General features: G+C 66.0%; 21 protein-coding genes. 13 read left to right on the top strand and 8 right to left on the bottom strand.

The window, feature by feature from the left end; genetic code table 11:
* Nucleotides 1-293: 293 nt before the first annotated feature.
* The gene (locus BMY71_RS24275) at nt 294-635 is read right to left on the bottom strand and encodes a hypothetical protein (protein WP_175557560.1); all 342 of its coding nucleotides are present in this window, start codon (nt 633-635) and stop codon (nt 294-296) included.
* Here BMY71_RS24275 and BMY71_RS02905 point away from each other — a divergent pair.
* A complete protein-coding gene (locus tag BMY71_RS02905; RefSeq protein WP_092681562.1) occupies nt 544-2,229 on the top strand; it encodes a methyl-accepting chemotaxis protein in 1,686 nt (561 codons plus the stop codon). The two genes, BMY71_RS24275 and BMY71_RS02905, sit on opposite strands and share 92 nt — an antisense overlap.
* A gap of 91 nt (nt 2,230-2,320) precedes the next feature.
* Here the strand turns inward: BMY71_RS02905 and BMY71_RS02900 are convergent, their stop codons facing one another.
* On the bottom strand, nt 2,321-3,259 hold the full coding sequence (locus BMY71_RS02900; protein ID WP_092681560.1) for a LysR substrate-binding domain-containing protein: 939 nt from the start codon (nt 3,257-3,259) through the stop codon (nt 2,321-2,323).
* Between the two features lie 244 nt (nt 3,260-3,503).
* Here BMY71_RS02900 and katG point away from each other — a divergent pair, with 244 nt between their 5' ends.
* A complete protein-coding gene (gene katG, locus BMY71_RS02895; RefSeq protein WP_092681558.1) occupies nt 3,504-5,702 on the top strand; it encodes a catalase/peroxidase HPI in 2,199 nt (732 codons plus the stop codon).
* A gap of 328 nt (nt 5,703-6,030) precedes the next feature.
* On the opposite strand, the gene fabI is transcribed toward katG, so the two are convergent.
* From fabI to fabA, 3 genes are all read right to left on the bottom strand, one after another.
* A complete protein-coding gene (fabI, locus tag BMY71_RS02890) occupies nt 6,031-6,876 on the bottom strand; it encodes an enoyl-ACP reductase FabI (protein ID WP_092681737.1) in 846 nt (281 codons plus the stop codon).
* Between the two features lie 196 nt (nt 6,877-7,072).
* Nucleotides 7,073-8,299 (bottom strand): beta-ketoacyl-ACP synthase I, encoded by a 1,227-nt coding sequence (gene fabB, locus BMY71_RS02885; protein ID WP_011500651.1) that lies wholly within the window; start codon nt 8,297-8,299, stop codon nt 7,073-7,075.
* A 79-nt stretch (nt 8,300-8,378) separates the two neighbouring features.
* Nucleotides 8,379-8,906: a bifunctional 3-hydroxydecanoyl-ACP dehydratase/trans-2-decenoyl-ACP isomerase gene (gene fabA / locus BMY71_RS02880; protein ID WP_041805545.1), complete on the bottom strand. Its 528-nt coding sequence runs from the start codon at nt 8,904-8,906 to the stop codon at nt 8,379-8,381.
* A 292-nt stretch (nt 8,907-9,198) separates the two neighbouring features.
* Between fabA and irrA the strand changes: the two genes are divergently transcribed.
* The gene (gene irrA / locus BMY71_RS02875; protein WP_283804806.1) at nt 9,199-9,645 is read left to right on the top strand and encodes an iron response transcriptional regulator IrrA; all 447 of its coding nucleotides are present in this window, start codon (nt 9,199-9,201) and stop codon (nt 9,643-9,645) included.
* A 275-nt stretch (nt 9,646-9,920) separates the two neighbouring features.
* On the opposite strand, the gene BMY71_RS02870 is transcribed toward irrA, so the two are convergent.
* Entirely contained in the window at nt 9,921-10,445 is a 525-nt protein-coding gene (locus BMY71_RS02870; protein ID WP_092681556.1) for an SH3 domain-containing protein, read from the bottom strand.
* A 233-nt stretch (nt 10,446-10,678) separates the two neighbouring features.
* Here BMY71_RS02870 and BMY71_RS02865 point away from each other — a divergent pair, with 233 nt between their 5' ends.
* Nucleotides 10,679-11,680: a 2-hydroxyacid dehydrogenase gene (locus tag BMY71_RS02865; protein WP_011500647.1), complete on the top strand. Its 1,002-nt coding sequence runs from the start codon at nt 10,679-10,681 to the stop codon at nt 11,678-11,680.
* A gap of 193 nt (nt 11,681-11,873) precedes the next feature.
* On the opposite strand, the gene BMY71_RS02860 is transcribed toward BMY71_RS02865, so the two are convergent.
* Nucleotides 11,874-12,674: a HesA/MoeB/ThiF family protein gene (locus tag BMY71_RS02860; RefSeq protein WP_092681554.1), complete on the bottom strand. Its 801-nt coding sequence runs from the start codon at nt 12,672-12,674 to the stop codon at nt 11,874-11,876.
* Between the two features lie 121 nt (nt 12,675-12,795).
* Here BMY71_RS02860 and BMY71_RS02855 point away from each other — a divergent pair, with 121 nt between their 5' ends.
* The gene (locus BMY71_RS02855; protein ID WP_092681736.1) at nt 12,796-14,160 is read left to right on the top strand and encodes a serine protease; all 1,365 of its coding nucleotides are present in this window, start codon (nt 12,796-12,798) and stop codon (nt 14,158-14,160) included.
* Nucleotides 14,161-14,852: 692 nt separating this feature from the next.
* Here the strand turns inward: BMY71_RS02855 and mutM are convergent.
* Nucleotides 14,853-15,734 carry a bifunctional DNA-formamidopyrimidine glycosylase/DNA-(apurinic or apyrimidinic site) lyase gene (gene mutM, locus BMY71_RS02850; protein WP_092681552.1) on the bottom strand — a complete coding sequence of 294 codons (882 nt, stop codon included), beginning with the start codon at nt 15,732-15,734 and terminating at the stop codon, nt 14,853-14,855.
* 210 nt (nt 15,735-15,944) lie between these two features.
* Between mutM and ubiE the strand changes: the two genes are divergently transcribed.
* The 8 genes from ubiE to BMY71_RS02810 all read left to right on the top strand — a co-directional run bounded on the left by ubiE (nt 15,945) and on the right by BMY71_RS02810 (nt 25,925).
* Entirely contained in the window at nt 15,945-16,706 is a 762-nt protein-coding gene (gene ubiE / locus BMY71_RS02845) for a bifunctional demethylmenaquinone methyltransferase/2-methoxy-6-polyprenyl-1,4-benzoquinol methylase UbiE (RefSeq protein WP_011500643.1), read from the top strand.
* On the top strand, nt 16,703-18,277 hold the full coding sequence (ubiB, locus tag BMY71_RS02840) for a 2-polyprenylphenol 6-hydroxylase (protein ID WP_011500642.1): 1,575 nt from the start codon (nt 16,703-16,705) through the stop codon (nt 18,275-18,277). Before ubiE ends, ubiB begins: the two co-directional genes overlap by 4 nt.
* 100 nt (nt 18,278-18,377) lie before the next feature.
* Nucleotides 18,378-19,835 carry a bifunctional phosphopantothenoylcysteine decarboxylase/phosphopantothenate--cysteine ligase CoaBC gene (gene coaBC, locus BMY71_RS02835; protein WP_092681550.1) on the top strand — a complete coding sequence of 486 codons (1,458 nt, stop codon included), beginning with the start codon at nt 18,378-18,380 and terminating at the stop codon, nt 19,833-19,835.
* The gene (gene dut, locus BMY71_RS02830) at nt 19,832-20,290 is read left to right on the top strand and encodes a dUTP diphosphatase (protein ID WP_011500640.1); all 459 of its coding nucleotides are present in this window, start codon (nt 19,832-19,834) and stop codon (nt 20,288-20,290) included. Before coaBC ends, dut begins: the two co-directional genes overlap by 4 nt.
* 179 nt (nt 20,291-20,469) lie before the next feature.
* Entirely contained in the window at nt 20,470-22,983 is a 2,514-nt protein-coding gene (locus BMY71_RS02825) for a sensor histidine kinase (RefSeq protein ID WP_092681548.1), read from the top strand.
* A complete protein-coding gene (gene tsaE, locus BMY71_RS02820; protein WP_092681546.1) occupies nt 22,980-24,497 on the top strand; it encodes a tRNA (adenosine(37)-N6)-threonylcarbamoyltransferase complex ATPase subunit type 1 TsaE in 1,518 nt (505 codons plus the stop codon). Before BMY71_RS02825 ends, tsaE begins: the two co-directional genes overlap by 4 nt.
* A gap of 215 nt (nt 24,498-24,712) precedes the next feature.
* Nucleotides 24,713-25,027 (top strand): pilus assembly protein PilZ, encoded by a 315-nt coding sequence (locus tag BMY71_RS02815; RefSeq protein WP_092681544.1) that lies wholly within the window; start codon nt 24,713-24,715, stop codon nt 25,025-25,027.
* Nucleotides 25,028-25,202: 175 nt separating this feature from the next.
* Nucleotides 25,203-25,925: a nucleotidyltransferase family protein gene (locus tag BMY71_RS02810; protein ID WP_041805074.1), complete on the top strand. Its 723-nt coding sequence runs from the start codon at nt 25,203-25,205 to the stop codon at nt 25,923-25,925.
* Nucleotides 25,926-25,948 lie beyond the last annotated feature (23 nt).

Genomic DNA, 25,948 nt, shown 5'->3' with positions numbered 1-25,948 from the left:
GCCGCCGCAGCAGTTCGAATGGATCGCGCTCGCTCGGAAGATCTCCGCGCCGAACCGTTCAGCGAGATCGGAGCCGAGCGGCCCGAGTCTTCACATTTGCTTTTCGGGTGCGTCACTTTCCCGCACCAGTCGGATGGAGTCCCGTCGGCCGCGCGTCGGCGCCGACGCTCGTAAAACGAGTGCGGAGTTTGCTTTCGAATTAACGCGGCTGGCGAAAGTACAACATACTACTCGCAGTCGTCGCGGGATCGGCGATTGATCCATTGGATCCAGCTTGCTGATTCGATCCTGCGTCATCGCAGCGACTTGTCGGTCAGGCTGCATCCATGAGTTGAGTTGTCGATTGCGTCGATCATCCGGCCACAAGCGATGACATCTATCGTCGAGATGCGCTTGCGAGAATTGATCGTTGTCTGACTGTGCGGAGCTAGTCGAACATTAACGCTTGATTGCCACGGTGAACATCGCAGTTCGATATCACCATTGGCTGCAGCCGGTGCGCTCGCCGCCTGGCCGTCGTCCTCAACAAGGGTTTTTTCTTCGATGTTTTCGTTCTTCAGGCGCGCCGGCAGTTCTCCTTCTTCCACGGCGATCATGGAGGCGATGAACCGCTCGCAGGCGATGATCGAATTCAATCTCGACGGCACGGTGCTGGGCGCGAACGAGAAGTTTCTCGAAGCGCTGGGCTACTCCCTCGCCGAGATCAAGGGCAAGCATCACCGCATGTTCGTCGATCCGGAAGAGACCCGGACCGATGCCTATCGCCGGTTTTGGGCCGATCTCCAGGCCGGGACGTATCAGGCTGGAGAGTTCAAGCGGATTGCCAAAGGCGCCCGCGAGATCTGGATTCAGGCATCGTATAATCCGGTGCTCGGTAACGACGGAAAGCCCCTCTGCGTGGTGAAGTATGCCACCGACATCACCGCAGCGAAGCGCCGCAGCATGGAGGATTTCGGCAAGATGCAGGCGATCGGCCGTTCCCAGGCGGTGATCGAATTCGCGATGGACGGCACGATCCTGACGGCGAACAAAAACTTCCTGCAGGCGCTCGGCTACGAGCTCGACGAGATCACGGGCAAGCATCACAGCATGTTCGTCGAGTCGGCCTTCTGCGACAGTCCCGCCTATCGCGAATTCTGGGCGAGCCTCAATCGCGGTGACTACCTCGCGGCCGAATACAAGCGGATCGGGAAAGGCGGACGCGAAATCTGGATTCTCGCCTCCTACAACCCGATCCTCGACGACAAGGGCAAGCCGTTCAAGGTCGTCAAATTCGCCACCGACGTCACCGGGCAGAAGCTCAAGACCGCGGACCTCGCCGGCCAGATCGACGCGATCGGCAAGTCTCAGGCGGTGATCGAGTTCGGGATCGACGGCACCATTCTGGACGCCAACGCCAATTTCCTGAAAGTGCTGGGTTACAACCTCGCCGACATCAAGGGCAAACATCACAGCATGTTCGTCGAGCCCGCCGAGCGCGACGCCGCGGCCTATAGCACGTTCTGGGCAGAGCTTGCGGCCGGCAAGTATCAGGCCGCGGAGTACAAGCGGATCGGCAAGGGCGGCCGGGAAGTCTGGATCCAGGCCTCCTACAACCCGATCCTGGATCTCAACGGCAAGCCATTCAAGGTGGTGAAATACGCCACCGACACCACGCGTCAGGTGCTGGTGCGGATCGGCAACGAACGAGTCCGCGCGATGATGGAATCGGTCGCAGCCGGCGCCGAGGAATTGAATGCGTCGGTGCGGGAAATTTCCGAGGCGATGACGAAGTCGCGGGAGACGGCGCTGACCGCCGTCAGCGAGGTCGATGCCGCCGACGGTCAGGCCCACCGGCTGAATGAAGCCGCCCAGGCGATGAGCGGGATCGTCGAACTGATCAGCAACATCACCGGGCAGATCAATCTGCTGGCGCTCAACGCCACCATCGAATCGGCCCGCGCCGGAGAAGCCGGCCGCGGCTTCGCGGTGGTCGCCGGCGAAGTGAAGAATCTCGCCAATCAGGCCAAGCAGGCGACCGACCGGATCGGCGCGGAGATCGAGAACCTCAACGGCATTTCCGGCGACGTGGTCGGCGCGCTGGGCAAGATCAAGGCGGCGATTCAGAACGTCAGCGAATACGTCACCTCGACGGCCGCGGCGGTCGAGGAGCAGAGCACGGTGACCGGCGAGATGTCGTCGGGGATGCAGCGCGCCGCCACCGAGGCCGCGGCGATCGCGGCCTCCTGACCGGGCGCTGTCGCGCGAAGTGGAGAGCGGCTCGCGGGTACACACCGGCTTCGCGTGTGGAAACAGCGTCGAGCCTGCTCCAGCACTGCGCTCACGCCGGCGCTTCCTCCCTGGCCGCCTTGCCGCTCACTCCTTCCGTCACGACGTCGCCGAGCGCCTCGAAATCCTGGCGGCGTGGCGAGGTCTTGCGGAACGCCAGACCGATGCTGCGGCCGGGTTGCGGCCGTCGCAGTTGCAGGAACTTCACTCTCGCATCGCGTCGTTCGATCTCGGCGGCGATCTGCGGGATCAACGTCACGCCGTAGCCGGCGGCGACCATCTGGATCACCGTGGTGAGACTCGAGGCGCCGAACGTCGCGGTGCCGGCGCCGCCCAGATTGATCGCGCGATTGCGCCCGGTGGCGCAGAACGCCAGCGCCTGGTCGCGCAGGCAATGGCCGTCCTCGAGCAGGATCAGCCGCGACTGGTCGATCTCGTCGACCGTCACCGTCGCGCTCTCCGGCCGCGGATCGTCGGCCGGCACCGCCAGCAGGAAGACGTCGTCGAACAGCGCGATCGCGTCGAGGTCGCGGTTGCCGGCCGGCAGCGCCAGCAGCGCGGCGTCGAGCGCGCCGCTGCCGATATCCGTGACCAGTTGCCGCGTCTGGCTCTCGCGCAGCTCCAGTCGCAGCTCGGGAAAACGCCGCTGCAGCAGCGGCAGCACCTTCGGCAGCAGATAGGGCGCCAGCGACGGGATCACGCCGAGCGTCAGTCGGCCGGTCAGCGGCTGGGCGCGGTGGCGGGCGAAATCGACCAGATCGCGCGACGCGGTCAGCAGATCGTCGCCGCGGCGGGCGATTTCCCGGCCGATTTCGGTCAAAAACACCTCGCCGGGGCGGCGTTCGACCACTTTCACCCCCAGCGTCCGCTCCAATTCGGCGATCTGCATCGACAGCGCCGGCTGGGTCACCGCGCAGGATTCGGCGGCGCGGCCGAAATGGCCGTGGCGGGCGAGGGCGGAAAGGTAGCGGAGCTGTCGGAGGGTCACCATCGCCGATCAGATAAACTGATCAATGCGTAAAATCAATTCGACTGGACCTTATCGAAGAACTGTTCCAGTCTGCGATCGCCGGGGCCCGCAGGTCGCGCGGTCATATCGGCCAACACAACAACATCACCCCAGGAAGAGATGCCGCGGACGCCCCCCCGTCCGCGGCGTTCTGGATCATCCATTCAGATTGTCATCATACTTTTGAACGACGCGACGACACTGACAGGCGACGACGGAGAGAAACATGGACGCAAAGACAGACGATCAGGGCGGCAAATGCCCGTTTCCGCACGGCGGCGGCTCGCGGGGGCACAGGAATCGCGACTGGTGGCCGGAGCAGCTCGACATCAACATGCTCCATCGTAATTCGACCCTGTCCGACCCGCTGGGCAAGGCGTTCGACTACGCCAAGGAATTCGAAAGCCTCGATCTCGACGCGGTGATCAAGGATCTGCACGCGCTGATGACCGATTCGCAGGACTGGTGGCCGGCGGATTTCGGCCACTACGGCGGTCTGATGATCCGCATGGCCTGGCATTCGGCCGGCACCTATCGCACCACCGACGGCCGCGGCGGCGCCGGCGCCGGACAGCAGCGCTTCGCGCCGCTGAACTCGTGGCCGGACAACGCCAATCTCGACAAGGCGCGCCGGCTGCTGTGGCCGATCAAGCAGAAATACGGCAACAAGATCTCGTGGGCCGACCTGTACGTGCTGACCGGCAACGTCGCGCTGGAATCGATGGGCTTCAAGACCTTCGGCTTCGCCGGCGGCCGTGCCGACACCTGGGAGCCCGAAGAGCTGTTCTGGGGTCCGGAAGGCTCCTGGCTCGGCGATGAGCGCTATTCCGGCGAGCGCCAGCTGCACGACGCGCTCGGCGCGGTGCAGATGGGCCTGATCTACGTCAACCCGGAAGGCCCGAACGGCAATCCTGATCCGGTCGCCGCCGCCAAGGACATCCGCGAGACCTTCGCCCGGATGGCGATGAACGACGAAGAGACCGTTGCGCTGATCGCCGGCGGCCACACCTTCGGCAAGACCCACGGCGCCGGCGATCCGTCGCTGATCGGCGCGGAGCCGGAGGGCGGGGCACTCGAGGATCAGGGCCTCGGCTGGAAGAGCAAGTTCGGCACCGGCTTCGGCGCCGACGCCATCACCGGCGGGCCGGAAGTGATCTGGACGCAGACGCCGACGCAGTGGAGCAACTTCTTCTTCGAAAACCTGTTCGGCTTCGAATGGGAGCTCGACAAGAGCCCGGCCGGCGCCAAGCAGTGGAAGGCCAAGGGCGCCGAGGCGACCGTGCCGGATCCGTTCGATCCGACCAAGAAGCGCGTGCCGACGATGCTGACGACCGACCTGTCGCTGCGCTTCGACCCCGCCTACGAGAAGATCTCGCGCCGCTTTTTCGAGAACCCGGATCAGTTCGCCGACGCGTTCGCCCGCGCCTGGTTCAAGCTGACCCACCGCGACATGGGCCCGAAGGTGCGCTATCGCGGCAAGCTGGTGCCGAAGGAAGATCTGATCTGGCAGGACCCGATCCCGCCGGTCGACCACGAGCTGGTCAGCGCCAAGGACATCGCCGATCTCAAGGCGCAGATCCTCGCCTCCGGCCTGTCGGTGTCGCAGCTGGTCTCGACCGCGTTCGCCTCGGCCTCGACCTATCGCCATTCCGACAAGCGCGGCGGCGCCAACGGCGCGCGCATCCGCTTCGCGCCGCAGAAGGATTGGGAGGTCAACCAGCCGGCCGATCTCGCCCAGGTGCTCGGCAAGCTCGAAGCGATCCAGAAGGCGTTCAACGACGCGCAGTCGGGCGGCAAGAAGGTCTCGCTCGCCGACCTGATCGTGCTCGGCGGCTCAGCAGCGGTCGAGAAGGCCGCCAAGGATGCCGGCACCGAAGTCGAGGTGCCGTTCACCCCGGGCCGGATGGACGCGCTGGAAGAGCAGACCGACGGCGATTCGTTCAAGGTGCTGGAGCCGCGGGCCGACGGCTTCCGCAACTTCATCGGCAAGCGGCATCAGTTCATGCAGCCCGAAGAAGCGCTGGTCGATCGCGCGCAGCTCCTCAACCTGACTGCGCCGGAAATGACGGTGCTGCTCGGCGGCCTGCGCGTGCTCGGCGGCAATGTCGGCCACGACAGCCACGGCGTCTTCACCGACCGGCCGGAGAAGCTGACCAACGACTTCTTCGTCAACCTCTTGGACATGAAGACCGCCTGGTCGCTCTCGGCCACCGCCGAAGGCGTCTATGAAGGCCGCGACCGCAAGACCGGCGACCTGCGCTGGACCGGCACCCGCGTCGATCTGATCTTCGGCTCGCACTCGCAGCTGCGCGCGCTCGCCGAAGTCTACGGTCAGTCCGACGCCCAGACGAAGTTCGCCCAGGACTTCGTCGCCGCCTGGACCAAGGTGATGAACGCGGATCGGTTCGACCTCGCGGCGAAGTAATCGGCGCTGATATCAAGATACGAAAGGGCGGCCTCCGGGCCGCCCTTTTGCGTTGCTGGTTGAATGAAGTCTGCGTCGTCTCGCGAGACGATCGAGAGCGGTCGTGCGCTCGCACGCGTCCCGATAACACCGTGCCCGTGTCTCCCCCACCCCAACCCTCCCCCGCAGGCGGGAGATGGGGCGCGCTGCGGCCGTTGCGCCGCCTTGCCAATCAATCAATTTCAAAAGCAGGGTGATGCCCCACCCCGACCGCTGCCGGACTCCCTCTCCCGCCTGCGGGAGAGGGCTGGGGTGAGGGCGCGCCGAGCGCAGCGCCGGTGCGAACCGTCTACTCGCCCTTCGCCGCGCGTTGTTCCGCGGCGGTTTCCGCTTCGTCGACGGTCTTCAGCGCGTCGGGCTCCGGCATCGAGATGATGTTGTAGCCGGAATCGACGAAGTGCACTTCGCCGGTGACGCCGTTCGACAGATCCGACAGCAGGTACAGCGCCGAGCCGCCGACGTCCTCGATCGACACCGTGCGTCGCAGCGGCGCGTGGCGGAGCTGGTAGTTGAACATGATCCGCGCATCGGCGATGCCGGCGCCGGCCAGCGTCCGCACCGGACCCGCCGAGATCGCGTTGACGCGGATGTTGCGCGGGCCGTAGTCGGAGGCGAGATAGCGCGTGCTGGCTTCCAGCGCCGCTTTCGCCACGCCCATCACATTGTAGTTCGGCATCACCCGGGTCGAGCCGCCATAGGTCAGCGTGATCATCGATCCGCCGGTCGGGGGCATCAGCTCGGCGGCGCGCTTGGCGATTTCGGTGAAGGAGAAGCACGAGATCACCATGGTGCGCGAGAAGTTCTCGCGGGTGGTGTCGGCGTAGCGGCCCTTCAGCTCGTTCTTGTCGGAAAAGCCGATGGCGTGGACGACGAAGTCGAGCCCGCCCCATTTCTCCTTCAGCGTCGCGAACACCGCATCGACGCTGCCGAGATCCTCGACGTCGCAGGGCAGCACCAGTTCGGCGTTCAAGGACTGCGCCAGCGGCTTCACCCGCTTGCCGAGCGCGTCGCCCTGATAGGTGAAGGCCAGTTCGGCGCCGTGCGCCGACAGCGTCTTGGCGATTCCCCAGGCGAGCGAATGATTGTTGGCGACGCCCATGATCAGGCCGCGCTTGCCCTGCATCAGTGCTTGCATATTCGTCGCTTCCTTGGTTCTGGCCCTCATCCCGAGCAGTCCGGCGCAGCCCAAAGGGCGGAGCCGGGCGTCTCGAAGGATGATGCAATCATCATCCCCCATGGTTCCAGACGGCGCCGAACAGGCGCCTCCTCACCATGAGGGTTCACTTCGCGATGGATTCCCGCGGGAGCGGGAAGAGGTTACTCAATGCGCTTTACGCGTCCAGCCGCTTGAACACCAGCGTCGCGTTGGTGCCGCCGAAGCCGAACGAATTCGACAGCACGGCGCCGATCTTGGCGTTGTCGATCCGCTTGCGCACGATCGGCATGTCGGCGAACGCCGGGTCGAGTTCGGTGATGTTGGCGCTCTCGCAGATGAAGCCGTTCTGCATCATCAGCAGCGAATAGATCGCTTCCTGCACGCCGGTGGCGCCGAGCGAGTGGCCGGTCAGCGCCTTGGTGGCGGAGATCGGCGGGCACTTGTCGCCGGCGCCGAACACGTTGCGGAGCGCGTTGATCTCCGGCGGGTCGCCGGCCGGCGTCGAGGTCGCGTGCGGATTGATGTAGTCGATCTTGATGCCGCCGGTGGTCGAAAGCGCCATCTTCATGCAGCGCTCGGCGCCTTCGCCGGACGGCGCGACCATGTCGTAGCCGTCCGAGGTGGCGCCGTAGCCGATGATCTCGCCATAAATCTTGGCGCCGCGCGCCTTGGCGTGTTCGAGTTCTTCCAGCACCAGCACGCCGGCGCCGCCGGCGATCACGAAGCCGTCGCGGCTGACGTCATAGGGACGCGAGGCGGTGGCCGGGGTGTCGTTGTATTTCGAGGACATCGCGCCCATCGCGTCGAACAGCACCGACAGCGACCAGTCGAGTTCCTCGCAGCCGCCGGCGAACACGACGTCCTGCTTGCCCCACTGGATCAGCTCATAGGCGTTGCCGATGCAGTGGTTCGAGGTCGCGCAGGCCGACGAGATCGAGTAGTTGACGCCCTTGATCTTGAACCAGGTGGCGAGCGTCGCCGACGCCGTCGACGACATCGCCTTCGGCACCGCGAACGGGCCGACGCGCTTCGGACCCTTGGTGCGGGTGATGTCGGCCGCCTCCACGATGGTGCGGGCGGACGGGCCGCCCGAGCCCATCACGATGCCGGTGCGCGGGTTGGAGATGTCGCTTTCCTCGAGCCCGGAATCGGCCAGCGCCTGTTCCATCGCGACGTGGTTCCAGGCCGCGCCTTCGCCCAGGAAGCGCATCGCGCGGCGGTCGACCACGTCTGCCGGATTGAGCGACGGCAAGCCCTGCACCTGCGAGCGGAAGCCCAGCTCGGCATGTTTTTCGGCTCGCGAGATGCCCGACTTGGCGTCGTGCAGACTCGCCAGCACCTCCTGTGTGTTGTTTCCGATCGATGAGACGATACCCATCCCCGTGACAACAACCCGTCTCATGCTCGCCTCGTTCATTCCATGGTCGTTAGCAGCAGCGATTGGTTGCTTGATGACAGTGCTGCACCGATCCGAAAAACTTTTAGGCCGCAGGCTTCGCCGCGGTCTGCTTGAACAGGCCGACCTTGAGGTCCTGAGCCCGGTAGATAATCTCGTCGTCGGCCGACAACCACCCGTCGGCGATGCCGAGCCACAGCTTCGAACGCATCACCCGCTTGATGTCGACATTGTAGACGACTTTGCGGACGTGCGGCAGCACCTGGCCAGTGAACTTTAGTTCGCCGCTACCGAGCGCGCGGCCGGGACCTTCGCCGCCGGACCAGCCGAGAAAGAAGCCGAGCATCTGCCACAGCGCGTCGAGGCCGAGGCAGCCCGGCATCACCGGGTCGCCCTTGAAGTGGCAGGCGAAGAACCAGAGGTCCGGATTAACGTCGAGCTCGGCCCGGATCAGCCCCTTGCCGTGCGCGCCGCCGGTCTCGCTGATCTCGGTGATGCGATCGAACATCAGCATCGGCGGCAACGGTAGCTGCGCATTGCCGGGGCCGAACAATTCGCCACGGCCGCAGGCCAGCAGATCTTCATATTCGTAGCTGGAACGACGGTCCCGCATTCGGCTTTGCCTTTTCAATTCCCGGAATTCGGCCGTATCGGTCCCGGTGGTGATCGACGGCCGGCACCCGCCCGTTCCTTGTGCAACGGTGGAGTTCGCGGGGTGTCTAACATAGGCATAACACCCGGCAAAGCGGCACCTCCGTATTCCTCCTTAAGTAAAACGTCCGAAGCGTTCTAGTTGCGAGGCGCTTGCACGCTATTGGAATGCTTCCTATACTCATCTCACAGTGCAAAAAAGGACTGCGGACGTGGACATCGGTGACCGTGCGACATATTCGCGAGAGGAAAGCGTGACTTTGGCCCATGCGGTCGAGCCGCACCTGAACGGTTGTCCGTGGCACGACGTCAACGAAATGCTGCAATCGGTCGGCCTGCGTCCGACCCGCCAGCGGATGGCGCTGGGTTGGCTGCTGTTCAGCAAGGGCGACCGGCATCTGACCGCGGAAATGCTGTACGAAGAGGCCAGCCAGGCCAAGGTTCCGGTGTCGCTGGCGACGGTCTACAACACCCTCAACCAGCTCACCGATGTCGGTCTGCTGCGCCAGGTCAGCGTCGACGGAACCAAGACCTATTTCGACACCAACGTCACGGCGCACCAGCATTTCTATCTCGAGAACAACCACGAGCTGATCGACATTCCGGATCAGCACGTCGCGCTGCGCTCGACGCCGCAGGTTCCAGACGGCTACGAAATCGCCCGCGTCGACGTCGTGGTTCGGCTGCGCAAGAAGTCCTGAGCGGACTGTTTCGAGCTATTCCAAACCATCATTTGGTAGGGTGGGCAGAGCCGCGTGGCGCTGTGCCCGCGAGCCCTCACCCCAACCCTCTCCCGCAGGCGGGAGAGGGGGCGCGCCGTGCGCGTTGCTGAGTGTGAAGCCGAACCGAAAAGCTCGCCCCGATCGCAGCCCAACTCCCTCTCCCTCTCCCGCTCGCGGGGGAGGGTTGGGGTGGGGGCGCCGCGAGTCGCGGCTTCAGATAGTTCGGCTGCCCGGGCGAGGCGAAACGGCCCGGCTCACTTCACCTGTTCGTCGGCGTACACGCCCCACAGCCGCTGCTTTTCGATCCAGCCGTCGAAGCCGGAGCCGATGATCCGGCACCAGTTCGGATCGCAGCGTTTGATCTGCGCCACCACGCCGGCCTGCAGCCGCGCCGCGACTGCGCTACCGGTCGAGGCGGTTTCGTACAGCGTTGCCAGTTCGTCCTTGTCCTTCATGGTGATCACCGCGGTGCGGCGGCCGGACAGCAGCGAGTGATACACCCAGCCTTCCGCCCCTTCCGAATCGCGCACCCGCCGCCAGTTCTCGAACTCGGCGGTGATCTCCACCGGCAGCCCGGCGCGGGTGTAAACCCAGGCGACGTCGTTGTCCTTGGTTGGCCCGATCCGGACGTTGACGTGATCCGACTTAAGGCTGACGTAGCGCGGCACCGGCAATCCGCTGGCCGACAGCGGCGAGTCTTTCGCAGCAAGCGCAGGCGCCGCAGCGCCTGTCATTGCACCAGCGAACAACACTGCTGCGATCGGTCTCTTCAGCTTCATCGACACGTCTCTCCGCCATTGTGATCGTGCGCGGCCGCTTCGGTGAAGCCCGGAGGTCCTTGTCTTGGCGCGGTCTTCTGCTAGAGAAGGCCGGAAGGCATCCGGTAACCCCAAGGTGGTGAAGGGACCGAACGGAAGGGACCCGCCCCTGCGGTCGCGCTGCAGCGGGAGTGTCGAACAGCTGGGTTAACGCGGACTAAACGGTCTCGTCAGACTCGTCAGAGAGCGGTTGAATGTCGGTTAAGAAAAAGCCTCTGGTCGTCGTTACCCGCAAGCTTCCGGACTCGATCGAAACCCGGATGCGCGAACTATTCGACGCGCGTCTCAATCTCGACGACGTGCCGATGTCCGCGGACCAGCTCGCCGAGGCGGCGCGCACCGCCGACGTGCTGGTGCCGACGGTGACCGACACCATCACCAGCGCCATGCTGAACCAGCCCGACTGCACGCTGCGGCTGATCGCGCATTTCGGCAATGGCATCGACAATCTCGACGTCGCAGCGGCCCATGCCCGCGGCATCACCGTCACCAACACGCCGAAGGTCCTGACCGAAGATACCGCCGACATGACGATGGCGCTGATTCTCGCGGTGCCGCGTCGGCTGATCGAGGGCGCAGCTTTACTCACCGACGGCGGCGAGTGGCCCGGCTGGTCGCCGACCTGGATGCTCGGCCGCCGGCTCGGCGGCAAGCGCCTCGGCATCATCGGCATGGGCCGGATCGGCCAGGCGGTGGCGCGCCGCGCCCGCGCCTTCGGGCTGCAGATCCATTACCACAACCGCAAGCCGGTGGCGCCGCGGATCGCCGACGAGCTGGGCGCGACCTATTGGGATTCGCTCGACCAGATGCTGGCGCGGATGGACATCATCTCGGTCAATTGTCCGCACACGCCGGCGACCTTCCATCTGCTGTCGGCGCGCCGGCTGAAACTGATCCGCAAGGATGCCTTCATCGTCAACACCGCGCGCGGCGAGGTGATCGACGAGGAGACGCTGACCCGGCTGATCGAAACCGGCGACATCGCCGGCGCCGGCCTCGACGTCTACGAGCACGAGCCGGTGGTCAATCCGAAGCTGGTGCGGCTGGCCAAGGCCGGCAAGGTGGTGCTGCTGCCGCATATGGGCTCGGCCACCATCGAAGGCCGCGTCGAGATGGGCGAGAAGGTGATCATCAACATCCGCACCTTCCTCGACAACCACAAGCCGCCGGATCGCGTCCTGCCCGCGATGCTGTAAGGCCGCTCAACTCCACCGCTGTCCCCGTGAGCCCTCACCCCAACCCTCTCCCGCAAGCGGGCGAGGGGGCTCGCCGCGCGCTGCTGAGTTCGAAGTTGAACGGAAACGCCCAAACCGACCGCTGCCTCACTCCCTCTCCCGCTTGCGGGAGAGGGCCGGGGTGAGGGAAGCCGCGGGCAGTGAGTCCGCAGCCCTACGGATGCCCGCTCAGATCCGTCACCCTCGGCGCATCCCCGTTCAGCGGATTGGCCGGATCGCGGCTGTAGCGCAGCGTCTCGAATCGCATCGCGCGGGCGTCGATCATCAACAGCCGCCCGACCAGCCCCTCGCCGAAGCCGACGATCTCGCGGATCGCCTCCAGCGCCATCATCGAGCCGAGCATCCCGGCGAGCGCGCCCATCACCCCGGCCTCCTCGCAGGCCGGCACCGTGCCGGGCGGCGGCGCTTCCGGAAACAGGCAGCGATAGGTCGGGTTGAATTCGCCGGCCGGGTTTTTCTCGTGGGCGCGGATCGTGGTCAGCGAACCGTCGAACGGCCCCAGCGCCGCGGTGATCAGCGGCGTCCTTGCGATGAAGCAGGCGTCCGACACCAGATAGCGCGTCGCAAAATTATCCGAGCCGTCGAGCACCAGATCGCAGCCGTCGATCAGGTCCAGCGCGTTGGCCGGCGTCAGCCGCAGCGCGTGCGGCCTCACCTCGACATGCGGATTGAGCGCGTTGATCCGCGCCGCCGCGCTGTCGACCTTGCGCTTGCCGATATCGGGCGTGGCGTGGATCACCTGCCGCTGCAGATTCGACAGCGACACCTCGTCGTTGTCGACGATATCGAGCGTGCCGATTCCGGCCGCGGCGAGATACATCAGCACCGGCGCGCCGAGCCCGCCGGCGCCCACCACCAGCACCCGCGCGCGGCGCAGCGCCGCCTGTCCGGGCCCGCCGACCTCGCGCAGCACGATATGGCGGGCGTAGCGTTCCAGCTCGTCGGCGCTCAGCATGTCGGGATGGTCTCTTTCATCTTCGGCCCCTCCATCGAACCCGGCCGCGATTGTTTCCGACCAAGCATCTATGGTTATCTGCGCGAAGCTCAACGATGGCGCGACACGGGGCGGAATTGTCATGAGATCGATGCTGGCCGCAACCCTGATGATTGTGAGCGCGACCGGCCTCGCCGCCGCGCAGACGCCGTCCGGTACCGTTCAGGGCGTCAAGCCGAAGCCGGTCGCGACCACGCCGATTCGTCCGGCGCTGCAGACCCCGGCCGAGACCGCGAAATCGATGGCGCAGGGCGAACGCGAGGCGATCCAGTCCGATCTGGCCTGGACCGGCGACTACAATGGCGTGATCAACGGCGAAGCCTCCGACCGCATGGTCGCGGCGATCAAGGCGTTCCAGAACAACCACGGCGCCAAGCCGACCGGCGTGCTCAATCCGCAGGAGCGCGCCCAGCTCGCCGAAGCCGCGCGAAAACTGCAGGGCAATGTCGGCTGGAAGCTGATCAGCGATCCGGTCACCGGCGCGCGGCTCGGCGTCCCCGGCAAGCTGGTGCCGCAGCAGACCAGCGACGCCAATGGCAGCAAATGGGCGTCCTCGACCGGCACCATCCAGATCGTGCTGGCGCGGCGCAAGGAGGCGGGGGCCTCGATCGCCAAGCTCGCCGATCAGGAGAAGAAGGAGCCCGGCCGCAAGGTCACCTACAGCGCGGTGAGGCCGGATTTCTTCGTGCTGTCCGGCACCCAGGGCCTGAAGAAATTCTACACCCGCGGCGCGTTCAAGGACGCCGAAATCCGCATCCTCACCGTCCTGTACGATCAGGCCACCGAAGGCACGATGGAGCCGGTGGTGATCGCGATGTCGAGCGCGTTCAATCCGTTCCCGTCAGGCGCGCCGGCCGGCCCGCCGCCGCGCAAGAAGGTCGAATATGCGACCGGCGTCATCGTCAGCGACGACGGTGCGATCCTCACCGATCGCGACGCGGTCGATGGCTGTCAGACGATCGTGGTCGCGGGTCATGGCAATGCTGACCTCGCCGCGACCGACAAGGAGCACGATCTGGCGCTGTTGCGGATTTATGGCGCGCGCGGGCTGAAGCCGCTGGCGCTCGGCAGCGGTGCGGCGAAAGCGTCGGTCGATCTGACCGGCATCGCCGATCCGCAGAGCCAGGGCGGCGGAGCCGTGGTCAGCGTCAGTAAGGCCAGCGTCACGCCGACCGGCAGCGCGGGCGGCCTCGCGCTGTCGCCGGCGCCCGGCCTCGGCTTCTCCGGCGCCCCGGCGCGCGACGCCGACCGCAAATTCGCCGGCATCGCTCTGCTGCGGCCGCCGGTCATGGCCGGCGCCGTCAACGGCGCCGCAGCGCCGCAGGCCGCCTTGGTCGACGCCGACATTGTGCGAAAATTCCTGGCGACGAACAAAATCCAACCCGAGACCGACGCCGCAGCCGACGCCAAGGCCAGCGTGGTCCGCGTAATCTGCGTCCGGAAGTAATCAGCACGGATTCAGCGCCCGCGTCGCCCTCACCCCAGCCCTCTCCCGCAAGCGGGAGAGGGAGCCCGCCGCGTTGCGGAGCGACGCTGGTGATCATTTCTGCCGCCCCAAGAGTTCATGTTCGACATCCCCCCAAGCACAGCGCGCCCCCTCTCCCGCTTGCGGGGGAGGGTTGGGGTGGGGGCGAGCCGAGCACAACGCCGGCGACCTCACTACGCGACGCGTAGTTCGCCGTCGCTTAGTAATCGTACTCAATTTTCAGCACTGTCATCCGCGTCCATGCTCGATGCTGTTGATTCGGATGACGGCGACCCTGTGCGGACCGGCTGCCACGGTTCGTCGAGCCGGCGTCCGGACGCGGACTTTCCAGGGGACCCGCTTCCTCCCGAGCGAGGTCTACCAAACTCAGCGGCCGGCGCCTCGGTGTCCGGCCGCCTCTTTTTGCGCGCTACGCGTGATCTTCGTGCGGAGTCATCAGTGCGGAGTCAGCGCCCGCGTCGCCCTCACCCCAACCCTCTCCCGCAAGCGGGAGAGGGAGCCCGCCGCGTCGCGGGGCGACGCTGGTGATCATTTCAGCCGCCGCCAGAGTTCATGCTCGACATCCCTCCAAGCACAGAGCGCCCCCTCTCCCGCTTGCGGGGGAGGGTTGGGGTGGGGGATGAGCCGAGCACTGCGCCGGCGATGTCGCCGAACTACTTCTGACACCCCGAACACCAGAACGTCGATCGGCCGTTCTGCACGAAGCGCTTCACCGCGCCGCCGCAGCCGTCGGTGCGGCAGCGTTCGCCTTCGCGGTCGTAGGCCGCGAAGGAATGCTGGAAGTAACCGAGTTCGCCGGAGGTCTGGCGGTGGTCGCGCAGCGACGAGCCGCCGGCCTTGATGGCGTCGCCGAGCACGGCGCGGATCGCGTCGGTCAGCCGCAGCGCGTGATCGGTCGGCTCGTCCTTGCGGCTGGCGAGCGTCGCCGCCTTGCGCTTCGGCGACAGATGCGCGCGCCACAGCGCCTCGCAGACATAGATGTTGCCGAGCCCGGCGACGACGCGCTGGTCCAGCAGCGCCGCCTTCAGGCTGGTCTGCTTGCCGGCGCAGGCGCGCGCCAGCATCACGGCGTCGAAGGCGTTGCCGAGCGGCTCGGGGCCGAGCCCCTTGAGATGCGGCTCGTCGTCGATCTCGGCGCGCGGAAAGATCTTCATGAAGCCGAACCGCCGCGGGTCGTTGAAGATCACCCGCGCGCCGGACGACATGTCGAACACCACATGATCATGGGTGCGGTCCTCGCTGCGCGGATGGTGAAACTCGCCCGGGGTGTGCGCGCCGTCGGCGGCGACCACCCGGAACGAGCCGGACATCCCGAGATGCATCAGCAGCACGTCGCCGGAAGCGAGGTCGGCCAGCAGATATTTGGCGCGCCGCCCCAGCCCCGTGACGGTCTGTCCGGTCAGCCGCGCAACGAAATCCTTCTGCAGCGGAAACCGCAGATCGTCCCGATTCGTCACCGCACGCGCGATCCGGAACCCTTCCATCGCGGGCGTCAGGCCGAGGCGGACGGTTTCGACTTCGGGCAGTTCGGGCATTCGGGCGCTCTGGTTGGTCCGGGCGATGCTTCGCTGCGCACGCGATGACGGGGAGAGGCCGATTGGATGCCTGCCATCCGCCCGGCGGCTTTAGGCATTCAGGTGATAGCGCCTCCGGCTCTGGCGCGCTATATGGTCCGCCGCGGACCTGGTTTTCGCGTTTCGGGCGGTCATCGGCCTGAAAAACCTTCCGCGCGCAGGAGTGACCTCATGAATCAGCCGGGCGAGACCACGCATTTCGGCTTCCGCGATGTGCCGCTGAACGACAAGCAGACGATGGTCAACGACGTGTTCCACAGCGTCGCCAGCCGCTACGACCTGATGAACGACCTGATGTCGGGCGGCATGCATCGGTTGTGGAAGGACGTGATGATCACCACGCTCAACCCGCCGCGTGACGATGCGCCGTTCCGGCTGCTCGACGTCGCCGGCGGCACCGGCGACATCTCGTTCCGCGCCGCGAAGGCGTCCGGCGCCGGCTTCCAGGCCACCGTCTGCGACATCAACACCGACATGCTCGAGGTCGGCCGGCAGCGCGCCGTGCAGCGCCATCTCGACGGCCAGGTCGATTTCGTCGAAGGCAATGCCGAGGCGTTGCAATTCCCCGACCGCAGCTACGACGCCTATACGATCGCGTTCGGCATCCGCAACGTGCCGCGGATCGATCTGGCGCTCAAGGAAGCCTATCGCGTGCTGAAGCCGGGCAGCCGCTTCCTCTGTCTGGAATTTTCCAGCGTCGACGTGCCGGGCCTGAACAAGATCTACGACCTGTTCTCCTTCAAGGTGATCCCGGAGATCGGCCGCGTCGTCACCGGCGACGCCGAGAGCTATCAATATCTGGTCGAGTCGATCCGCAAATTTCCGAAGCCCTATGACTTCGCCGAAATGATGCGCGACGCCGGCTTCGCGCGGGTCAACTGGCAGATGATGAGTGGCGGCATCGTCGCGCTGCATTCGGGCTGGCGTTTGTGATCGCTGGGCTCAGTCATGCGGCGCGGCTCGTTCGCGCCGCCTACGTGTTTGCGCGCGAGGGCGTGTTCGGCGTGGTCGACCCGTCGCTGATCCCGCCCGCCGGTCAACTGCCGGTGCGGCTGGCGCGGCTGATCGAGCGGCCCGGCGCCAAGTCCGGCGCGCGGCTGTCGCGGGCGCTGACGCGGCTCGGACCCGCTTATCTCAAGCTCGGACAGTTTCTCGCGACGCGGCCCGACGTGGTCGGCGCGGCGATGGCGCGCGATCTCGAAGCGCTGCAGGACCGGTTGCCGCCGTTCGCGCAGGAAGAGGCCGAGGCGGTGATCGCTGCATCGCTGGAAAGGCCTGTCGCACAGGCCTTTGTCAGCCTCAGCCCGCCGGTCGCCGCGGCCTCGATCGCGCAGGTGCATCGTGGCGAGGTCGAGATCGGCGGCGTCCGCAAGCAGGTCGCCGTCAAGGTGCTGCGGCCGAACGTGGCGTCGCGCTTCCGGCGCGATCTGTCGGATTTCTTCTTCGTCGCCGACAAGGCCGAGCAGTATTCGTCCGAGGCCCGGCGGCTGCGGTTGGTCGAAGTCATCAACACGATGTCGCGCTCGGTCGCGATGGAGATGGATCTGCGGCTGGAAGCCGCCGCCGCCTCCGAGATGGCGGAGAACACCAAGGACGATCCGGACTTCCGCGTCCCCACCGTCGACTGGGACCGCACCACTCACAACGTGCTGACGATGGAGTGGATCGACGGCATTCCGCTCAACGATCACAAGCGGCTTGCCGAAGCCAATGTCGACACCGTCGAGCTCGGCCGCAAGGTGATCCAGAGCTTCCTGCGCCACGCGCTGCGCGACGGCTTCTTCCACGCCGACATGCATCCGGGCAATCTGTTCCTCGATCCCGAAGGCCGGCTCGTCGCCGTGGACTTCGGCATCATGGGCCGGCTGCTGCCGAAGGAGCGGCGCTTCCTCGCCGAGATCCTGCTCGGCTTCATCACCCGCAACTATCGCCGCGTCGCCGAGGTGCATTTCGAGGCCGGCTACGTGCCGGCGCATCATTCGGTGGAGAATTTCGCGCAGGCGATCCGCGCCATCGGCGAGCCGATCCACAACCGCCTCGCCGAAGAAATCTCGATGGCCAAGCTGTTGACGCTGCTGCTCGAGGTCACCGGCCTGTTCGACATGCGGACCCGGCCCGAACTGATCCTGCTGCAGAAGACCATGGTGGTGGTCGAAGGCGTGGCGCGTAGTTTCGATCCGAGGCTCGACATCTGGAAGGTCGCTGATCCGGTGGTGCGCGAATGGATTCAGCGCAACCTCGGCCCGATCGGCAAGGTCGAAGGCGCGCTGACCGGCGCCGGCGAACTCGGCCACACGCTGAGCAGCCTGCCCACCATCGTGTCGCGCGCCGTCACCGTGCTGAACCAGCTCGAAGTGATGACCAAGGACGGCCTCGTCCTCGCGCCCGAGACCATCGCGGCGATCGGCCGCACCGAGCGCGGCCGTACCCGTGGCCGCACCGCGGCGCTGTGGATCATCGCCGTGACCTTCATCGGGGTTCTGATCGCGATGTCGCGCCTCTGACCGCATTGCAATCGCCTGATGGATGCAATGCGGTCGCGAGTTGCGATGGCATTGCGTTCATGGCTTGCTGGCACTGCCTGCGTCCGTTAATCTGCGGGTCATGGCGAACCTGACGATCCGCAAACTCGACGATGCGCTCAAGGCGGAGCTGCGCCAGCGCGCCGCCGCCAATGGCCGGTCGATGGAAGACGAGGTGCGGGTGATCCTGCGCGACGTCTGCCACAAGCGCCACGGGTTTGCCGCAAGCTTTCCGCAGCCCGGCGAGGACCCCGCCGCGCCCGGTAAAATTGAATCAAGCTCCGGAAAAGACGAGGGTTTTCCCTCCGAGCCGGCGGCATCCGTCCGGATCACGCTGATCGTCGGCGGCGGAATTGCCGCCTACAAGGCTATGGACTTGATTCGTCGACTGAAAGAGCGCGGCGCCGAGGTCCGCGTGGTGCTGACCCGCGCCGCCCAGCAATTCGTCACGCCACTCACCGCGAGCGCGCTGTCGCATCAGCGCTGCTACACGGATCTGTTCGATCCGCAGAGCGAGTTCGACGCCGGCCATATCCGGCTGGCCCGCGATTGCGATCTGATCGTCGTCGCGCCCGCCACTGCGGACCTGATGGCGAAGATCGCCGGCGGCCATGCCGACGACCTCGCCACCGCGATCCTGCTCGCCACCAATCGCCAGATCCTGCTCGCGCCGGCGATGAATCCGCTGATGTGGAACAACGCCGCGACCCGTCGCAACGTCGATCAACTCAAGCGCGACGGCGTCGCGCTGGTCGGTCCCAATGCCGGCGAGATGGCGGAGCGTGGCGAGGCCGGCACCGGGCGGATGGCCGAGCCGATTGAAATAGCCGCTGCCGCACAGGCGTTTTGGACACCGCAACCGCAGCGCCCGTTGCTCGGCCGCCGCGTGCTGATCACCGCGGGGCCGACCCACGAGCCGATCGATCCGGTGCGCTACATCGCCAATCGCTCGTCGGGCAAGCAGGGCTACGCGATCGCCGCCGCCGCCGCCGCGGCCGGCGCCGAGGTCGTGCTGATCTCAGGCCCGGTCGATCTGCGCGCGCCCGACGGTGTGACGCTGACGCGCGTCGAGTCGGCGCGCGAGATGCTCGACGCCGTGCAGGCCGCGCTGCCGACCGACATCGCGATCTTCGCCGCCGCCGTCGCCGACTGGCGCGTCGAAAGCGAAGGCGGTCAGAAGATCAAGAAGGGCGCCGGCGGCCCGCCGCCATTGCAGCTCACCGAGAATCCCGACATCCTCGCAACCATCTCGAAACGCGGCGAAAACCGCCCGAACCTGGTGATCGGCTTCGCCGCCGAGACCGAGAATCTGCTCGACAATGCGCGCGCCAAGCTCGCGCGCAAAGGCTGCGACTGGATCGTCGCCAATGATGTTTCACCCGCCACCGGCGTGATGGGCGGCGACCGCAACACCGTGCATCTGCTGATGAATGCAACTGATGCGGTCGACGTCGAATCATGGCCGTTGATGACCAAGGACGAAGTCGCGAGCGCGCTGGTGGCGCGGATCGCGCAGACCATGGAAGTACACGCGCCATGAGCGACACCATCGCCGTCGAGATCAAGCAACTGCCGCACGCCGAAGGCCTGCCGTTGCCGGCCTATCAGAGCGCCCATGCCGCCGGCCTCGATCTGTGCGCCGCGAATTCGGCCGATGCGCCGTTGCTGCTTGCGCCCGGAAGCTACGTACTGGTTCCGACCGGCCTCACCATCGCGCTGCCGGAAAACTACGAGGCTCAGGTGCGCCCGCGCTCCGGCCTCGCCGCCAAACACGGCGTCACCGTGCTCAATGCGCCAGGTACGATCGACGCCGATTATCGCGGTGAGATCGGCGTGCTGCTGATCAATCACGGCGATGCGCCCTTCACCATCCGCCGCGGCGAGCGCATCGCCCAGATGGTGATCGCGCCGGTGGTCCGCGCCGAACTGATCGGCGTCGAGACGCTGTCCGAAACAGCCCGTGGTGTGGGAGGTTTCGGCTCGACCGGCCGCTAGATTTTGTGTCAAGCGCACGCGGATTCGTTGGCTGAAAATATACTTTCCCAATTCGATACGCACCTCCGCCGCGTTCACGGTCTGGACTCTTACCCGCAGAGTCGCGAACAGGATAATGTCCAGCGATTCGGCGACGACGCTGGCGATCTGTGATCGCGCCGGATGGTTTGGGGCAATCCATGTCAGACGTATTGGGGTCGATGCGTCGGACCTGCTTGTCGTGCACGTCGCTGGTGCGCGGCCTTGCGGGCGCTGGCCTTCTCGCGGCGTCGTCGCCCGCCTGGGCGGCTGACGATCCGCTCGCCACTCTGACGTCCCGCTTCATGTTCGATTTCAACCGCCACGAGCTTGTCACGCTCGCGATGGCGGCGTCGGTGCTCGGCTTCTCCGTCGTGTCCGCGATCCTGCTGATGCGCACGCGGCAACGCGCCGCCGCGCAGGAAGCGCAGCTGCGCGCCGACGTTCAGACTCTTCAGGCCGAGTCCGATCGCTTCCGCGCATTGCTGTTCGCCGAGCCGCAGGTGCTGATCTCCTGGTCCGCCGGCGACGACCGGCCGCAGATCAGCGGCGACACCGCGCTGTTGCTGCCGCAGGAGGTGGCGAACGCCCAGCCGCAGCGCGTCCTCGCTTTCGGCACATGGCTGCCGCCGGAACCCGCGCTGCAGATGGATCACGCGGTCGACGCGCTGCTCGACAAGGGCGAAGCCTTTCTGCTGCATTTAACGACGTCGACCGGCCGTTCGATCGAGGCGATGGGCCGCGCCATCGGCGGTCAGGCGATCCTGCGGATCCGCGAACTGAGCGGCATTCGTCGCGAACTCGCCGACATGTCGCGGCGCTTCAAGTCACTGCAGGACGAGTCCGAGATGCTGCGGGGCTTCGCCAATGCCGCGCCCTGGCCGATCTGGACCCGGCGCGCCTCGGGCGAACTGAGTTTCGCCAACGCCGCCTATGCGCGCGCGACCGATGCGAGCAGCGCGGCGGACGCGGTCAATCGCAATCTCGAACTGCTCGACAGTAACGACCGCGGCAATCTCGCGCGTGCGCTCAACGACAATGCCCAATTCGCCGCGCGTCTTCCGATCGTGGTCAGCGGCGAGCGCCGCTATTTCGACGTTCGCGCGTTGCGGCTGAGCGGTGGCAGTGCCGGCATCGCGGTGGATGCGAGCGAAGCCGCGGCGCTCGGCGCCGCGTTGGTGCGGATGGCGGAGGCGCATCGCCGCACGCTCGACCAGTTGTCGTCAGGCGTCGCGGTGTTCGACGCGCAGCGCCGGCTCGCCTTCTACAACGATTCCTATCGCAGGCTGTGGGATCTGGACCGCGCCTTCCTCGACAGCAACCCGGACGATTCCAGCGTGATCGACCGTCTGCGCGCCGCGCGAAAACTGCCCGAAGAGCGCGATTTCAGGGAGTGGAAGAAAAAGCTGCACGAGGCCTATCGGGCGGTCGAGCCGGAGAAGGCGATCTGGTATCTGCCCGACGGTCGCGCGATCAGCATCGTCACCACGCCCAATCAGGAGGGCGGCGTCACCTATCTGTTCGACGACGTCACCGAGAGCCTGGAACTGCAGCGCCGTTACGGCGGCCTGATCGATGTCCAGCGCGAAACGCTCGACAATCTGACCGAGGCGGTCGCGGTGTTCGGCAGCAATGGCTGCGCGCAATTGTTCAACCCCGCGTTCACGCGGATGTGGAATCTCTCGCCGGAAGCGCTCAACAACCGGCCGCATATCGAAACCGTCGAGGAATGGTGCCGCCCGCTGTTCGACGACGCGGTGAGTTGGCAGGCGCTGCGTAGCGCGATCACCGGAATCGACGACCGCAAGCACGTGCTGCTGAAGCTCGAGCGCAAGGACGGCACCGTGCTGTCCTGCAAGACGATGCCGCTGCCCGACGGCGCGACGATGCTGACGTTCCTGGACATCAGCGACACCGAGAATGTCGAGCGCGCCTTGCGGGAGCGCAACGAGGCGCTGGAGACGGCCGACCGCATCAAGGTCGATTTCGTCCACCACGTGTCTTACGAATTGCGTTCGCCGCTGACGACGATCATCGGCTTCGCGCATCTGCTCGGCGATCCGAGCACCGGTCCGCTCAACGACAAGCAGTCCGAATACATCGCCTACATCACCTCGTCGACCAACGCGCTGATGGCGATCATCAACAACATCCTCGATCTCGCCAGCATCGACGCCGGCGCGATGACGCTCAATCTCGGGCCGATCGATATCGGTCGCGCGATCGACGCGGCCGCCGAAGGCATTCAGGATCGCCTCGCGCGCGATCAGATCACGCTCGACGTCGAGATCGATCCCGCGGTCGGCGAATTTGTCGGCGACGAACGCCGCGTCGTGCAGGTGCTGTACAATCTGCTCGCCAATGCGGTCGGCTTCTCGCCGAACCAGGCGACCGTGACGCTCGTGGTCCACAAGATCGGCGCGAAGGTGGTCTTCACCGTGACCGACGCCGGTCCCGGGATTGCGCCGGAGCTGAAGGACAAGGTGTTCGACTGGTTCGAGAGCCATTCCCAGGGTTCGCGGCATCGCGGCCCGGGCCTCGGCCTCGCGCTGGTGCGCTCCTTCGTCGAACTGCACGGCGGCAAGGTCCAGGTCGATTCGGTGGTCGGACGCGGCACTTCGGTGATCTGCGAATTTCCGATCGAACCGTCCGCGCAGCGCAACGCCGCCGAATGAGCGGCTCCGCGACATTCTCGGTCGCGCTCGCCAACGAGACGGCGACCGCGCGGCTGATGGCGGAAATCGCGCTGCTGATCGGGCCGGGTGATGTCGTCACGCTGTCGGGCGATCTCGGCGCCGGCAAGACCTCGGCGGCGCGGGCGATGATCCGCTACCTCGCCGGCGATGATGATCTGGAAGTCCCCAGTCCGACGTTTACGCTGGTGCAGAGCTACGAGCTGCCGCCGTTTCCCCTGCTTCACGCCGATCTGTATCGCGTCAACGATCCGTCCGAACTGGAAGAGATCGGACTGTCGCCGCTGCCCGACGGCGCGGTGGCGCTGATCGAATGGCCGGAACGCGCGCCCGGCGCGATGCCGTCCGACCGCATCGACATCGCCCTCAGCCATCGCCCGGCGCTCGGCTCGATGGCGCGCGCTGCCGAGATCACCGGTCACGGCGCCGCGGCGGCGCGGGTCGAACGACTCGCGGCGTTGCGCAGCTTCATCGAAATGTCCGGCTATGCCGATGCCGATCGTCGCCACATGCCCGGCGACGCCTCGACCCGGTCCTATGCGCGGTTGGTTAAGGACGGCGCGTCGCTGATCCTGATGAACGCGCCGCGGCGACCGGACGGACCGGCGCTGTATGGCGGCAAAAGCTACAGCGCCGCCGTGCATCTCGCCGAAGACGTCAGGCCGTTCGTCGCGATCGCGGGCGGTCTGCGCGCGCGCGGCTTCTCGGCGCCTGCGATCCATTACGCCGATCTCGATTCAGGTTTTCTGATCACCGAGGATCTCGGCGCGTCCGGCTTCATCTCCGGGACGCCGCCGGCACCGATCGCCGAGCGCTATCAGGCCGCGGCCGACATGCTGGCGGCGCTGCATGGCCAGACGCTTCCCGATACGTTGCCGTTGCCCGACGAAGACTATGCGATCCCGGTGTTTGATCCTGCGGCGATGCTGATCGAGGTCGGGCTGATGCCGGAATGGTATCTGCCGGACCGCGGCGCGTCCGCGTCTGATGCGCTGCGCGGCGAATTCATCGCGATGTGGCGCAGGCTGCTCGGCGGCCTCACCGACGAGGCGCCGACCTGGGTGCTGCGCGATTTCCACTCGCCGAACCTGATCTGGCTGGAGCAGCGCAGCGAGATCGCGCGCGTCGGCGTGATCGACTTTCAGGACACCGTGCTCGGGCCCGCCGCTTACGATCTGGTGTCGCTGCTGCAGGACGCCCGGGTCGATGTGCCCGAAGCGCTCGAACTGGCGCTGTTCGGCCGCTACATCAAGACCCGTCGCGCCGCCGAACCGGGCTTCGATCCGGTCGCCTTCGCGCGGCTCTATGCGGTGATGTCGGCGCAGCGCAACACGCGGCTGCTCGGCACCTTCGCGCGGCTGAACCGGCGCGACGGCAAGCCGCAATATCTCCGCCACCAGCCGCGGATCTGGACCTATCTCGGCCGTTCGCTGGCGCATCCGTCGCTGGCCGAGGTCCGCGCCTGGTATCAGGCCAATGTCCCGGCGCCGCTGTAGAGCTTTTCCGGTTCTGATCAAATCAGAACCGGAGCTCTCCCTTTTTGTTCTGACGCGTTTTCTTCATGCGAACCGGTTTCCACTTCGCTCGAAAACGCTCTGATTTGAGCGGTCGCCTTTACGCGTTGTTAGCCTGTATTTAGTTACGCTCCCTCCTCCGTAGTCTTCCCAGGAATAGTGTGTCGTGGTCGCTGTGTCGGGGCGAGGGATAGGGAATGGTTGCAGAACGTAACAAGGACGGCCGGGTCGTATTCGAGCGCGGAATCCGCGCCCAGATGATGGCGATCGACGGAACCTGGCGCCGGCCGTGCCAGCTTGAAGGCGTCTCCGAAGCCGGCGCGAAGCTGACCGTCGTGGGGGCCGTCGAAGGGCTGAACCTCAAGGAGTTCTTTCTGCTGCTGTCGTCGACCGGTCTCGCCTATCGCCGCTGCGAGCTGAGCTGGGTCAATGGCGACCAGATCGGCGTCAGCTTCCTGCGCAACGACAAGAAAAAGAAACCGGGCAGCCGCACGTCAGCCACGGCTGCGTGAGTTTCGATCGCCGGTCGGCAAGCGTGCGCCGGATCGCCGCGCGACTGTTTTCGAGCGCCGCATGTCGCACCTTCGTCACGGTTCGCGAATACCCAGTGACCGCTGATAGACCGGCTGGAGCTGCATGATACAATGGGCTCGCACGAATCCGGTCCGTTCCGAACAGCGAGCGACGATGTCCGTTCAACCCTCCAGAGCCATGATTCTCGCCGCCGGTTTCGGCGTGCGGATGCGCCCGCTCACCGATCATAAGCCGAAGCCGCTGGTGGCCGTGGCCGGCAAGCCGCTGCTCGATCACGTCCTCGACCGGCTCGCGGAAGCCGGCGTCGCCGAGGCCGTGGTCAATGTGCACTATCTGCCGGACCAGATCATCGATCACGTCGCTGCGCGGAGCCGTCCGCGGGTGATCATCTCGGACGAGCGCGACGCCGTGCTCGGCACCGGTGGCGCGGTGGTGAAGGCGCTGCCGTTGCTCGGCGACCAGCCGTTCTACCATCTCAACGCCGATACGCTGTGGATCGACGGCGTGCAGCCGAATCTGGCGCGGCTTGCGGAAGCGTTCGATCCGGCGCGGATGGACATTTTGCTGCTGATGGCGCCCACCGCCAACAGCATCGGCTATGCCGGCAAGGGCGATTTCGCGATGGCCGCCGACGGCTCGTTGCGCAAGCGCAAGGAGACCGAGGTGACGCCGTTCGTCTATGCCGGCGTCGCGATTATGCAGCCTGCGATCTTCAAGGATGCGCCACAAGGCGAGTTCTCGCTGACGACGATGTTCGACCGCGCCGCCGAGCAGCACCGGCTGTTCGGGCTGCGGCTCGACGGCGTCTGGATGCATGTCGGAACGCCGGACGCTGTGGCGGCCGCCGAACGCGCCTATCTCGCCAGCGTTGCTTGAGATCCCGCGCGACACCTCCCGCG

Source organism: Rhodopseudomonas pseudopalustris, assembly GCF_900110435.1.
Lineage (GTDB): Bacteria > Pseudomonadota > Alphaproteobacteria > Rhizobiales > Xanthobacteraceae > Rhodopseudomonas > Rhodopseudomonas pseudopalustris.
This window is presented reverse-complemented; position numbering and strand designations above follow the sequence as displayed.

Excerpts from the sequence above, each read along its gene's own strand:
- BMY71_RS02905 (WP_092681562.1), top strand. The coding sequence starts at position 544 with ATGTTTTCGTTCTTCAGGCGCGCCGGCAGTTCTCCTTCTTCCACGGCG.
- BMY71_RS02900 (WP_092681560.1), bottom strand. The coding sequence starts at position 3,259 with ATGGTGACCCTCCGACAGCTCCGCTACCTTTCCGCCCTCGCCCGCCAC.
- katG (WP_092681558.1), top strand. The coding sequence starts at position 3,504 with ATGGACGCAAAGACAGACGATCAGGGCGGCAAATGCCCGTTTCCGCAC.
- fabI (WP_092681737.1), bottom strand. The coding sequence starts at position 6,876 with ATGCAAGCACTGATGCAGGGCAAGCGCGGCCTGATCATGGGCGTCGCC.
- fabB (WP_011500651.1), bottom strand. The coding sequence starts at position 8,299 with ATGAGACGGGTTGTTGTCACGGGGATGGGTATCGTCTCATCGATCGGA.
- fabA (WP_041805545.1), bottom strand. The coding sequence starts at position 8,906 with ATGCGGGACCGTCGTTCCAGCTACGAATATGAAGATCTGCTGGCCTGC.
- BMY71_RS02870 (WP_092681556.1), bottom strand. The coding sequence starts at position 10,445 with ATGAAGCTGAAGAGACCGATCGCAGCAGTGTTGTTCGCTGGTGCAATG.
- BMY71_RS02865 (WP_011500647.1), top strand. The coding sequence starts at position 10,679 with ATGTCGGTTAAGAAAAAGCCTCTGGTCGTCGTTACCCGCAAGCTTCCG.
- BMY71_RS02860 (WP_092681554.1), bottom strand. The coding sequence starts at position 12,674 with ATGCTGAGCGCCGACGAGCTGGAACGCTACGCCCGCCATATCGTGCTG.
- BMY71_RS02855 (WP_092681736.1), top strand. The coding sequence starts at position 12,796 with ATGAGATCGATGCTGGCCGCAACCCTGATGATTGTGAGCGCGACCGGC.
- mutM (WP_092681552.1), bottom strand. The coding sequence starts at position 15,734 with ATGCCCGAACTGCCCGAAGTCGAAACCGTCCGCCTCGGCCTGACGCCC.
- ubiE (WP_011500643.1), top strand. The coding sequence starts at position 15,945 with ATGAATCAGCCGGGCGAGACCACGCATTTCGGCTTCCGCGATGTGCCG.
- coaBC (WP_092681550.1), top strand. The coding sequence starts at position 18,378 with ATGGCGAACCTGACGATCCGCAAACTCGACGATGCGCTCAAGGCGGAG.
- dut (WP_011500640.1), top strand. The coding sequence starts at position 19,832 with ATGAGCGACACCATCGCCGTCGAGATCAAGCAACTGCCGCACGCCGAA.
- BMY71_RS02825 (WP_092681548.1), top strand. The coding sequence starts at position 20,470 with ATGTCAGACGTATTGGGGTCGATGCGTCGGACCTGCTTGTCGTGCACG.
- tsaE (WP_092681546.1), top strand. The coding sequence starts at position 22,980 with ATGAGCGGCTCCGCGACATTCTCGGTCGCGCTCGCCAACGAGACGGCG.
- BMY71_RS02815 (WP_092681544.1), top strand. The coding sequence starts at position 24,713 with ATGGTTGCAGAACGTAACAAGGACGGCCGGGTCGTATTCGAGCGCGGA.
- BMY71_RS02810 (WP_041805074.1), top strand. The coding sequence starts at position 25,203 with ATGTCCGTTCAACCCTCCAGAGCCATGATTCTCGCCGCCGGTTTCGGC.